We start from the raw sequence: 12,399 nt of genomic DNA, 5'->3' as shown, positions 1-12,399 counted from the left end.
AACTAAACCTCAAGCACAAATACCTGGCGACTAGAAGTTGCGGCTCGACTGACTTGTACTGAGCCTTGTCAAAGTAGCTGGGCGGACTAATCCTAGGGTTGAGTTTAAGAAAACTGTTGTTCAATTGCACCCAACATAATTAAAGAAGACTTTTCAGCTTCTGTCATCCCGGTAACGCCAGTAATTTCCATCCGCTCATACAAACGATCAGATTGAAGCGATCGCAATCGACTACACTTTTCTACATCCCAAAGCTGAATTTTTTCATCTTCGCTACCACTGGCCAGTAACTTACCATCAGGACTAAAGGCTAAGGTACGAATCGCTGCTGTATGTCCACGCTTGAGAGTATCTAAACAAATATTGGTGCTGACTTGCCACAACTTCACGGTGCTGTCGGCGCTACCACTGGCTAAAATCTGCCCATCAGGATTAAATGCCACGGCATAAACTTGTTTTGTATGACCTGTGTAGGTTTGCCAGCATTTTCCTGTGCTGAGATTCCATAATTTAATTGTCTGGTCTTCGCTACCACTAGCTAAAAATTTCCCATCGGGACTAAATGCTACTGACCAAATCATATTTTTATGATCTACGAAGGTTTGAAGGCATTCACCAGTCGCAACATCCCAAAGCTTGACCTGACTATCAGCCCCGCCACTAGCGAGTGTTTTCCCATCGGGACTAAATGCTACCGTGCATACCCAGTGAGTGTGTCCTTTTAATTTCTGGAGACATTCTCCTGTATAAATATTCCACAGACGAATGCTGCGGTCTTCGCTGCTGCTGGCGAGTGTTTTCCCATTGGGACTGAATACAACTGTCCATACCCAATTACTGTGTCCTGCGAGCGTCCGGATATATCGACTGTGGCAGATATCTTTAATATCCCAAAGTTTAATAGTATTATCGGCGCTACCACTAGCAAGCATTTGCCCATCTGGATGAAAAGCTACAGAACGAAGCCTACCTTGATGTTCTCTGATGATGTGGTGTTCACTTGTCTGTAAGTTCCACAGTACGATTGTATGGTCATCACGACCACTGGCGAGAATTTGGCTATTTTGGGGATGAAATGCCACGGAATAAACATCACGAGTGTAACCTTGCAGGACGTTCAAACAATTTCCTGTAGCCACATCCCAAAGCCTAGCTGTTTGGTCGTCACTACAGCTAATTAGTGTCCGTCCATCGGGACTAAAAGCGATCGCCCACACTTGGCTGTGATGTCCTACTAAAATTCGCAAACATTCATTAATTTCGGTATTCCATAGTCTGATGGTGCGGTCTTCACCGCAACTAGCCAGAATTTTTTCATTGGGGCTAAAGCGGACAGAGTATACTTTTTTCGTATGTCCTAAAAATGTTTGCTCACATTTGCCTGTGGTCATGTCCCACAGTTTGACAGTTTTATCTTCGCTACCACTGGCTATTTTTTGCCCATCTGGACTAAAGGCTACAGAGTCAACCACTTTGGTGTGACCTATGAAAGTTTTTTGGCATTCACCTGTATTGATATCCCACAGTTTGATGGTGGTGTCGGCGCTACCACTGACTAAAAGTAAGGGTGTATTATCTATCGCTGGGGATGGTTGAAAGGTAACTGACCACACCCAGTCAGTATGACCATGTAGTGTTTTCAGGCATTCACCTGTGTTCACGTCCCAAAGCTTAATTGTCTGGTCTTGACTAGCGCTGGCTAAAATGCTGCCATCTGGACTAAAAGCCACAGAATAAACTTTATTAGTGTGTTTTTGAAGTGTATGCAGACACTCACCAGTATGAATATTCCAGAGTTTAATGGTGTAGTCGGCACTAGCACTAGCAAGGACGCGGGTATCTGGACTAAAGGCAAGTGTCCAAACCCAGACAGTGTGACCTTTGTAAATCCGCAGTTGCTGATTGTCGGCAGTTCGCCACAAGCGAATTTCGCCATTGATTAAACCTGTGGCGAAGAACTGGCCATCTGGGCTAAATCTTACTGATACCACGCTTGACATAGTTTCAGTGAATACAGAACCGGTGAGGTCAGCATTGGCAAAGCTGGTATTTTGGAGCTTGACATCTTTGAGATATGCTTGCCAAATAGTGAGATCCGAAAAATCACGCCCACTCAAATCAATTTGCGATTGATCTATCTGAAGTTGCCGCAGTAAATTAATTAAGTTGCCAGCCGCATATCCTTTTTTCAACGCAGGCTCCTGCTGTAAAGCGGCTAATATACGCCGTAAATGAGACTCTAGTTCTTTGCCAAAAACATTCAGTAACTCTTTTTTGACTTGTTCTAAAATCAGTCTTTCTTGTGTATGGCGGATATAATCAAGCGATCGCGCTTTCATTAACGGATAGGTATTGACAATCTTTAACTTCTCCCCCGACTTAATTTCTTGAATTGCTTCCTCAATTAAGCGCTCGGTCACATATTCCATGACAACAGACTGCTGACGAAATCTACTGGTATTGGCTGCTTTTTCAATTAGCGATCGCCGTAACAAAGATTCGACTACTTCTAAAATTTGGAAAACTGATTCTGTAGTTGCTAAATCTTCTTTGAGTTCTGTTAAAGAAACATATTCTCGGTGAATCGCTAGCCAGTAGATCACCTTGGTTTCTAAGTCTGACAAGCGATTAAATTGCTGATCTAATAAAGCCCGGATATCTCCATAAACTGCACTAGCTTGGTTAATTTGTTGTAAAAAGTCTCTAATATCGTTACTAAATAAATCGTAAACTGTTGTAGCAACAATTTTTAATGCCAAGGGGTTACCAGAGTATCTTTCTACTAGTTCTTTTAACTGTTGATCAGAACAAGAACATCCTTTGTCATGTAAAATTTTTCTCGCCTCTGCTAAGTTTAAACTCGAAAGTTGTAACACTTTTACAGGTAAATTTTTACCTTCTAGTGCTGCTACTTCTTTGGGTTTTTCGCGGCTAGTCAATAGTAAACAACTCTGGTGGGCTGCTTCTGCTACCTTTTTGAATAAATAACCATAATTTTCATATCCTGGTTCATATTCTCCCGCCCGTTCGTGAGTTTTACCTTTACCACTACTGAGGATTGATTCCACATTATCTAAAATCACTAAACAACGATTTTTTCTTAAAGCATCAATTAAGCGCAAAATTTTGTTGTTATCACTATCTGCCGCATATGCTTCAGCATCATTGGGCAAAAAGCGCAAAAGTTGTGTGAGAATGTCTCCGAGGGGTGGTGCATTACGCAGCGATCGCCAAATCAAGTAATCAAATTTGGGTTGAACTTTTTTGGCAATTTTGGCGGCTATCACTGTTTTACCAATACCACCAATTCCTAATATTGCCACTAACCGACAGCGCAGGGAATGATCATCCACCATCCATTGCTCTAACTCTAAAAGCTCCTCTTTTCGACCTCGAAAACCTTCTACATCAACTGCTTCACCCCAGTCTTCATGTACTGAGAAGACATGATCAGGACTAGCTTGATATTGGGCCGATAGCTTTTGCTTGAGGTAATTGATTTTTTTGTTACCTCTCCCATCTATGCCCAATTTACGGTAACTTTCTCCTAGTCTTTTTCTGACGGCTGGTTGAGAAATATTTAACTTATTAGCAATCTCCGCACCAGAACAATCATTTAGTGCCAGTATAAGCGCGTCTAACTCGGTTTGAGTAACACCATACTTGCTTGCTATTCCTGTAATGAAATCTTCAGGAAGCTGAGACATATCAGCAAGGCTTTTCATCTCGTCCTAGCTCCACATAATCTATTAATTATCAGTATGTGAGATATTAATTTATAGCACGACTCACTAATCTGGAAAAGAGTATTGATCTCTATTTCACAATAACCATACATTTTGTTAGTTACTGTTAATCATGCCTTTTGGTTTTTTGTCCATGATTGCCTAGAGCAGGTAAGACTAAAATACAGGGTAAGATTTGTACGTAATATGGGAAAGATCGTTGCTTTTTAAAGCATTTATAATTTATTGGTTCAAAAAACACTCAGTACTCTTTTTGTATAGTTATGTGAGAGATAGCAGGTTAAATACTATACAAAATTTTACATATCCTGACCTTTATTAAAAATTAGTTAAATTTATCTACTTGATAATTTTGAGCAAATGTGTGTATCTTATACCTATAGTATATGTGTGTGAGAGCGACAGATAGGTAAGGGTAGATGTAAACTGTCAGTCTTATGGAGCAATGAATATGACCAACTTCTCACGATTGCCAGAGTTTATCAGGAATTCACACACCATCACCATGCATTTGAAGATAAAAGATCACTTTCTGGGAACCTCACCGATAGTTAAGCCAGCAGCTAAAGAGAAACCGGAGTTTTTTCCACAACCCTTTTATTCAGTCGAATTACCTCCAGTTTTCTGTCACATGAGTTTTTTATTGATTGAAACACTGGCAGAAACACAACATGGTGAGTTCGTTACTCGCAGCAAGCAAGGCAAATACGAAACTATGGTGGAATTGTGTGGACATATTAGTCACCGTTACAAATTAAGTCCCCAGGAGTTAGAGGAAATGCAACAACTATACGACCGAATTTATGGAGTTTTTTGGCAACAATATCGTAAAAAAACCTGATTCATTTAAGGCTGTCTAGGCTTTACAGCTACTTTAGGGTTGAGACGATTGGTAGCTGAATAAAGTGTATTAGTACAACTCAATATTTACCTTTTTTTGGGACATTTGGCTTTCGATAAATGAGAAGTTTACAAGCCGGAGGTGTAATTCAAGCACTTACCGGCTTTTTGCTTAAGTTTTTTTACTTCCATTGAGTACTCACACAACAGGAAAAAACCTATGAAATCCAATCCTCAAGATAACCAAAATCTACTGTTCAATTTAGCTTGCAGAGGCCTCAAGTATTTTTTACTGTCACTGCTTGGTTTGACAATCGCCTTTATTCTATCCGGCGTTTTTGACTTTACCTGGATGATGAGGCTGCTGGAATCTCCAATTTTTTGGGTATGGCTGGCAAGAATAGCCATCTCTCTGTTCTGTTTATTTGCGATCGCAATTGTAACTGAGTCCTGGAATTAATTTCTTGCCCCTTGACTCAGTAGAACCCTTAATTCATTGCCTTTGGCTAACTAAATTACAACTTAGCTAAGGGCTTCACATCAGGAGATGATAATTCATGTCAAAGAACAATGGCAACGGTTCTCCAGCAGAAATTCTTTCGCCAATTTTGGTTATTTTAGTCGCTGGCTCGATATATTTGGCAGTCGTGAACCAAGACAACCATCCTGCATATTTCGACATTGTGAAAATGGTTATGGCCTACAGCTTTGGCTCGCTCAAGTCTCAAAGCAAAAGTAGGCAGTTAAAACAGCCAAAATGATTTCAAAACAAAAAGCAACTGTGGGTAAAGTATTAATATTTACCTACACTTACTCTTCTGAGTCTACTTTTTAGTTTGGCTTTGAAAGTGCGGATGAAAGGACTTGAACCTTCACTCCTTTCGGAACTAGAACCTAAATCTAGCGCGTCTGCCAATTTCGCCACATCCGCATCAGTTTTTTATGATAACACACGAAATCTTATATGGGAAGAGGGAATGAGGAGTTGACACTCTCCGGTCTAAAGACACTTTCAACGAGTGTTTTTATTAGGAAGATTTTTCCCCAATCCCTAATCCCCATCACATAACTGCAACACGAGGTAAACGATGCTTGAATCCGCAGAGAATTTCCCAAGAAATAGTATTTAGTTGTTCTGCCCAATCGTTAGCTGAAATTTCTGCTTTTCCTTGCTCTCCCAGTAGGGTAACTACTTCGCCTTCTTGTAAGTCTGGAATCGCGCTGACATCAAGCATTAATTGATCCATTGTAATAGCACCAATTTGGGGTACGCGCTGACCACGAATTAATACTTGCATTTTGTTGGAAAGATTGCGCGGCACACCATCAGCATAACCAATGCCAACGACGGCGATACGGAGTTCACGGGGGGCAATAAATTGTTGACCGTAACTTACCCCTGTACCGGCGGCAATTGTTTTCACGTGGGTAATTCGTGCCTTTAACTGCAAAACGGGCTTGAGGTTAATTACATTTTGTAAATGAGTGGCTGGATATAGTCCGTAAATAGCTAAACCTGCGCGCACAATATCGTAGTGTAATGCTGGATCTGCAAGAGTGGCTGCTGAGTTAGCTAAGTGTAAGCAGGGTGGCTCAATTCCCATGTCTTTGATTTGGGCGATCGCCTGCTCAAATCGTCTATGCTGTTCTTGCATGATTGCCGGATCAGGACTATCGGCTGTGGCTAGGTGTGAGTAAATGCTGGCAAGATTTAAGTATGGTAAGCGTTGGACTAACTGGACAAACTCACCTGCTTGCTGCCAATCAGTTCCCAATCTCGACATTCCCGTATCTAATTTAATGTGTACAGGTACCGAAGAACCGTAATTAATGCTTTCTAAAACATTAGAGAAAACAAAAGCTTGTTTGGGACTGCACAAAGTAGGCTGTAGTTTCCAATGGGCGATCGCATGAATTTGTTCTGGCGTATGAGTTGCACCTAAAATCAAAATTGGTGCTTTTATTCCACCTTCTCGTAATTGAATGCCCTCTGGAACTGTAGCAACTCCTAACCAACTAGCTCCCGCTTGTATTGCTGTTTGAGCTACTGTCACGGCGCCATGACCATAGGCATCAGCTTTAACTACTGCCATCAATTGGGTAGGTGGCGACAACAACTTTACTAATTGCTGTACATTATGCGATAACGCACCTAAATCAATTTCTACCCAAGCACGTTGCGAGAACCAAGCGTAGGTGTCGCACTGTTGCTGATCACTAAAAGTAGGGGTTTGTTTGCCACTTAACATTTTTATACACTCCTATCACACCACTGTTGCACTTCTAGATTGTCTATATATTCTTATGCACAGTATTAACAGCCACATCAGAGTTAATCAGGAAGTTTACCGTTGATTAGGGAATTTACACAAGATACTGAGGTGGCAGATGAGTTAATTCATCTTGGTTTTGGTTATCAAAATGCTGTATTTTTCTTTGTTAGCAACATTTGTAGCTGATCATTGTTGAGCTACATCAGTTTGGCTAATACTGCCAGTACGAGGAATTTCGGCATTTGTTCACCGTCAATAATAAATTTTTTTTAAGCCTGAGGGCTGATGACGACTACCCGACTATTTTTTTAGGGACATAAAAAAACATCTTAAGTCTCTTCCTGTCGGGATTTGCCAGAAATTATTAGTAGTTCGTAAATTTTAGTTCTTGAATTATTCCGAAAGTATAATTTATTCTCATCTCCCAAGAAGGGTATCTTTGTGTTAATATATGTAAAACTAATACCTCGAGCGCTAACCAATGGGGAAGGTTTTAGTCCTAAACGCCTCTTACGAACCGCTCAATATTACGAGCTGGCGTCGCGCTGTGATTCTGTTAATTAAAGGCAAAGCAGAACGCATTGAACATAACGGTAAATTCTTGTACACAGATTTTCCGTTGCCGACTGTGATTCGGTTGCGTCATTATGTGCGTGTTCCCTATAAAGAAATTCCGCTAACTCGCCGAAATATTTTACACCGTGACAGTCATGCTTGTCAGTACTGCGGTTATACCGGAGATGAGTTGACACTTGACCACGTAATTCCGCGATCGCGGGGCGGAGGCGATACTTGGGAAAACATTGTTACGGCTTGTGTGCGTTGCAATGTCAAAAAAGGAAATCGCACACCATATGAAGCGCATATGCCTTTGCGCCATCCACCACGCCAACCTTACAGCAGCCTTTATTTTGAAGTCAGTAAACATCTGAAAAGTGGACTGCATAACGAGTGGCAAAAATATGTGATAGGTCTTTGAGCATCAGAAAATAACCCTAACAGACCAAAAGCATTGTCACCTGCCATAGGTGTCATATTTGCGTGTCTGCTGGATTTGTTGTGCCTACAAATAGTTAAAGATGTTTTTCGGCAATGGCCACAGCCATTTGCTAAATTTCTAGGCAACCGATATCCAAGCCTTTCATTGTACCTCAAGATATTGTAAAATAACTAAATCGACTCAAAATTGTCCTAGAAACATGGGTTTCTAGAAAAATATTCCATAGGAAGTTTTGTTTGTTAAAAATATTCAACATATTTGGTTAAAAGTCCCATTATCAGCATAAAACCTTCTTTTCACCGTCTATATACAATTTGGTGGAATTGAGCCGATAGTTCACCCATTTAATTCACAAAAAATAGACCTATATAAGTATCCACATATCACTAGATTTTTGCGAAGATCAAAATATGTCTCTAACTTCCTAAATTAATACAACACTGGTTGTATCATTTCTTAACATATCAACGGAGGCTCGCACTTACAAAAATGTCCCCTATGCAATTGAATTCTTCCTTGAAGCAATCAGAAAGTTTTTTACCGACCACAGAACTTAGCCCAGAGGACGCTGACATAGATAAGAACGCAGTCGAAGTTGAACTCAACAAGCCAATCTTGCCATCATCAAATGCTGAAGGAGGAAATGGCAAATATTTAGGTAAACGGGTAAATTCAGTGGCTGTTCAGAAATCTGAAGAACTACAAAGAACCCTCTTAGCCCATCAAAATGAGCGTCATTTAGTAATTCTGCAAGATTTTCCTGACCCTGATGCCCTCTCTTGTGCTTGGGCCTACCAGTTAATTGTGCAGCAATATGATATTAAATGTGAAATTATTTATGCTGGTACCCTAAGCCATCAAGAAAATATTGCCTTAGTCAAACTTACTGGTTTACCTGCCCAGCGTTGGGCAGCACAAACAGCCAAGAATCGTGACTTGTCATCTTACCAAGGTTTCGTATTAATCGATAACCAAGGAACTACAAGTCAGCTACTGTCAGCAGTGCAACAGGCAGGTATTCCCCTAGTTGCAGTCATTGACCATCACAGTTTACAGGCGGAACTCAAAGGAGAGTTTATTGATGTCCGGCCAAATGTGCGGGCAACCTCCACGATTTTTACTCAGTACCTACAATTAGGTTTACTGACCTTAGATAGCAGCATCAGTCAACACGTCAAGTGTGCCACTGCCTTAATGCACGGCTTACGGTCAGATACCAATCGGCTGATGCAAGCCCAAGAAGAAGACTTCATGGCAGCAGCATATCTGAGTCGGTTTTATGATGCCCAGCTACTGAACGCCATTTTACAGGCGAATCGTTCCAAACGGGTCATGGATGTGATCGAGCGATCGCTCAAAAATCGTATCGTCCAAAATAACTTTTCCATTGCTGGTGTTGGTTATCTCCGCTACGAAGACAGGGATGCTATTCCCCAAGCAGCGGATTTTCTAGTCACCGAAGAAAACGTCCACACTGCACTAGTTTATGGCATAGTTCACGATGAAGATGACGAATTAGAAGTAGTCATTGGTTCCTTGAGAACCGCCAAACTCACCCTAGACCCTGACGAATTCATCAAAGAAGCCTTTGGACAAGATAGTACAGGGCGCTTTTTCGGTGGCGGACGCACAGGTGCCGGTGGCTTTGAAATTCCCATGGGTTTCTTATCTGGCAGTAACGAAAATCCGACTTACGCCAAAATGAAATGGGAAGTGTATGATTCTCAAATCAAACAAAAACTATTGAAGTTAGTCAATCCCAAAGATAGCCCCATTGACTCAGAGTAAACTTTGTGATTAATTACCCAGGAAATAGTCAGTAAAAGTCCGTTACAACTAACTTAAAGACAACATTTATTTATCGGGGGTTTAGCATTGCTAAACCCTTATTAATTTTCATCATTTAATTTCGTAACGGAGAAATAAATTTAGAGGTAATATATGTATTAGTTTTACTGGTAAAGATATCTAAAAATGTCACAGTCAGAATTTTTAAATGAATTTTTATCCTTGCCTGTTGAAGCACAGCGTCAAGTTATAGATTTTATCGCTTTTTTACGACAAAAATATACAGTAATTGAACCTGCTTCGCAGTCACCAGATATTGATTTAATCAATCATAACTTCATTGGAATGTGGAGCGATCGCCAAGATTTAACTGATAGTACTAACTGGGTACGTGCTGTGCGAGAACGTGAGTGGTAATAGGGTTATGACTAAAACTAACTCAACCATTATTGATACTGATATTCTTATTGATGTTAGTCGCGGTGTTATTGAAGCAGTCAACTGTTTACAAAATCTCAAAGCTAGTTCTGGCTTGGCAATTAGTATCGTCACCCACATGGAGCTGATAGTTGGTTGTGCTAACAAAACCGAACTAAAAACTTTAGAAAGTTTTCTCAAGTATTTTGGCATAATTAAACTGGATCAAGCTATATCAGACACATCTGTGAATTTACTGCTTTCTTATCGGCTCAGTCATGGCTTACTGATTGCTGATAGTCTAATTGCAGCGACAGCAATAGTATGGAATTATCCGTTAATTACAAAAAATCAAAGAGATTACAAGTTTATTCCCAACTTAAATCTATTGCCATATTCATAGCAGTACTTAAATCATGAACTTATACTTAATCCGACATGGTATCGCCGAAGAAAGACAACCAGATACCCAAGATGAAGAGCGATCGCTCACCAAAGAAGGAAAGCAAAAAACCCAGAAAGTGGCTCAGAGAATTAAACAACTGGGTTTACAGTTTGATGTGATTGTCACCAGTCCCTTAGTACGGGCGTACCAAACATCGGAAATCCTAGTAGCAACTGGACTAAGTACCCAATTGGAAAAATCTCCTCATCTTGCCCCCAACGGGAATATTTCCAGTTGGCTAAATTATTGGCTAGAACCGAAAAATTATCCCCAAAAAGCCCAAATAGCCTTAGTTGGGCATGAACCTGATTTGAGTAATTGGGCAGAAAATCTACTTTGGGGAGAAACCAAAGACAGTTTAGTCTTGAAAAAAGCAGGTATGATTGGGATAAAACTACCAGAAATAGGTTCACCTCTGGGTCGGAGTCACATGTTTTGGTTGACACCGCCTAAGTACCTGTTGTAACAGCTTTTCAACATTTCTTTCAAAAATGTTGTGAGATTAGCTACTGTTATGACGACATTAATTTCTGGTAAGTTAGCGTGTGCTTTGCACAATCAGATATTTCAATAAGCAAATGGTGTTGCCATGATGGTGTGCGAATATAAGCCTGGTTTAGAAGGCATTCCCGCCGCCCAATCGAGTATTAGTCATGTTGATGGGCAGAAGGGAATTCTAGAATATCGTGGCATCCGGATTGAGGAACTAGCAGAAAAAAGTTCCTTTTTGGAGACTGCTTATCTCTTGATCTGGGGTGAACTGCCAAGTAAAGAAGAATTGGAAGCGTTTGAGCATGAGATTCTTTACCACAGAAGAATTAAATACCGTATTCGGGACATGATGAAATGCTTCCCGGAAAGCGGACACCCAATGGATGCTCTACAAGCCTCTGCTGCGGCTTTAGGCTTGTTTTATTCGCGCCGGGATTTACATAATCCTGTCTACATTCGGGATTCTGTAGTGCGCCTGTTAGCCACTATTCCCACAATGGTAGCGGCCTTCCAATTGATGCGAAAAGGCAATGATCCTGTAAAGCCGCGTGATGATTTAGGATATGCTGCCAATTTTCTCTACATGCTCAACGAGAAAGAACCGGATGCATTAGCAGCTAAAATTTTTGACATCTGCTTGATACTGCATGTTGAGCATACAATGAATGCTTCCACCTTTAGTGCCAGAGTAACAGCATCAACTTTAACTGACCCCTATGCTGTAGTTGCCAGTGCTGTAGGAACCTTGGGAGGTCCTCTGCACGGTGGAGCTAACGAAGAAGTCATTCAGATGTTAGAAGAAATCGGCTCTGTAGCAAATGTGCGCCCATATGTAGACAATCTTCTACAACGCAAAGCGAAGATTATGGGTTTTGGACATCGTGTCTACAAAGTCAAAGATCCACGCGCTACAGTTTTGCAAAACCTAGCAGAACAGTTGTTCGCTAAGTTTGGGCATGACAAATACTATGACATTGCCCTAGAAATGGAACAGGTAGTCGCTGAGAAACTGTCTGGCAAAGGGATTTATCCTAATGTTGACTTTTACTCTGGTTTGGTGTACAGGAAAATGGGTATTCCTACAGACTTATTTACACCAATCTTTGCGATCGCTCGTGTTGCTGGTTGGCTAGCTCACTGGAAAGAACAACTAGCAGAAAACCGCATCTTCCGGCCTACCCAGATTTACAACGGTAGACACGACGTACCGTATACCCCCATCGATCAACGTTAACTGACAGCTTACTTGTTCAAACTCACCCCAAACATAAGCTAGGAAACCGTTGCCACAATGGAGGCGGGGTTTTTGTGGTGGCTTAGTAGGGGACTAGGGACTAGGGACTGGAAGATTGTGGTAGCCCGAAGTATTCCCCCCTGCTCCCTGCCCCCTGCCTCTTC

Annotated in this window: 11 protein-coding genes and 1 tRNA gene; 9 read left to right on the top strand and 3 right to left on the bottom strand. The window is 41.1% G+C overall.

What is annotated here, in order from left to right:
* Positions 1-104: 104 nt before the first annotated feature.
* Positions 105-3,725, bottom strand: a complete 3,621-nt coding sequence (locus tag ACM0OS_RS04600; protein WP_414541984.1) for an NB-ARC domain-containing protein — start codon at positions 3,723-3,725, stop codon at positions 105-107.
* 472 nt (positions 3,726-4,197) lie between these two features.
* On the opposite strand from ACM0OS_RS04600, the gene ACM0OS_RS04595 reads away from it, so the two are divergent.
* The 3 genes from ACM0OS_RS04595 to ACM0OS_RS04585 all read left to right on the top strand — a co-directional run bounded on the left by ACM0OS_RS04595 (position 4,198) and on the right by ACM0OS_RS04585 (position 5,347).
* Entirely contained in the window at positions 4,198-4,587 is a 390-nt protein-coding gene (locus tag ACM0OS_RS04595; RefSeq protein ID WP_414541983.1) for a hypothetical protein, read from the top strand.
* Positions 4,588-4,806: 219 nt separating this feature from the next.
* A complete protein-coding gene (locus tag ACM0OS_RS04590; RefSeq protein ID WP_414541982.1) occupies positions 4,807-5,046 on the top strand; it encodes a hypothetical protein in 240 nt (79 codons plus the stop codon).
* A 97-nt stretch (positions 5,047-5,143) separates the two neighbouring features.
* The gene (locus tag ACM0OS_RS04585; protein ID WP_414541981.1) at positions 5,144-5,347 is read left to right on the top strand and encodes a hypothetical protein; all 204 of its coding nucleotides are present in this window, start codon (positions 5,144-5,146) and stop codon (positions 5,345-5,347) included.
* An 88-nt stretch (positions 5,348-5,435) separates the two neighbouring features.
* Here the strand turns inward: ACM0OS_RS04585 and ACM0OS_RS04580 are convergent.
* Positions 5,436-5,517: transfer RNA gene (locus ACM0OS_RS04580), tRNA-Leu, on the bottom strand.
* Positions 5,518-5,647: 130 nt separating this feature from the next.
* A complete protein-coding gene (alr, locus tag ACM0OS_RS04575) occupies positions 5,648-6,835 on the bottom strand; it encodes an alanine racemase (RefSeq protein ID WP_414541980.1) in 1,188 nt (395 codons plus the stop codon).
* A gap of 505 nt (positions 6,836-7,340) precedes the next feature.
* Here alr and ACM0OS_RS04570 point away from each other — a divergent pair.
* From ACM0OS_RS04570 to ACM0OS_RS04545, 6 genes are all read left to right on the top strand, one after another.
* Positions 7,341-7,838, top strand: coding sequence for an HNH endonuclease (locus ACM0OS_RS04570; protein WP_414541979.1), 498 nt, complete (start codon positions 7,341-7,343; stop codon positions 7,836-7,838).
* Positions 7,839-8,357: 519 nt separating this feature from the next.
* Positions 8,358-9,647 carry a DHH family phosphoesterase gene (locus ACM0OS_RS04565; protein ID WP_414541978.1) on the top strand — a complete coding sequence of 430 codons (1,290 nt, stop codon included), beginning with the start codon at positions 8,358-8,360 and terminating at the stop codon, positions 9,645-9,647.
* 186 nt (positions 9,648-9,833) lie between these two features.
* Positions 9,834-10,064, top strand: a complete 231-nt coding sequence (locus ACM0OS_RS04560) for a hypothetical protein (protein ID WP_414541977.1) — start codon at positions 9,834-9,836, stop codon at positions 10,062-10,064.
* Between the two features lie 7 nt (positions 10,065-10,071).
* Entirely contained in the window at positions 10,072-10,467 is a 396-nt protein-coding gene (locus ACM0OS_RS04555) for a type II toxin-antitoxin system VapC family toxin (RefSeq protein WP_414541976.1), read from the top strand.
* A gap of 13 nt (positions 10,468-10,480) precedes the next feature.
* Positions 10,481-10,975, top strand: a complete 495-nt coding sequence (gene sixA, locus ACM0OS_RS04550; RefSeq protein WP_414541975.1) for a phosphohistidine phosphatase SixA — start codon at positions 10,481-10,483, stop codon at positions 10,973-10,975.
* A 123-nt stretch (positions 10,976-11,098) separates the two neighbouring features.
* Positions 11,099-12,235 (top strand): citrate synthase, encoded by a 1,137-nt coding sequence (locus tag ACM0OS_RS04545; protein ID WP_414541974.1) that lies wholly within the window; start codon positions 11,099-11,101, stop codon positions 12,233-12,235.
* Positions 12,236-12,399 lie beyond the last annotated feature (164 nt).

Source organism: Nostoc sp. CCY0012 (assembly GCF_963920855.1).
GTDB lineage: Bacteria > Cyanobacteriota > Cyanobacteriia > Cyanobacteriales > Nostocaceae > Cyanocohniella.
Note: the sequence above shows the minus strand (reverse complement) of the source record. Positions and strands in the feature narration are given on the sequence as shown.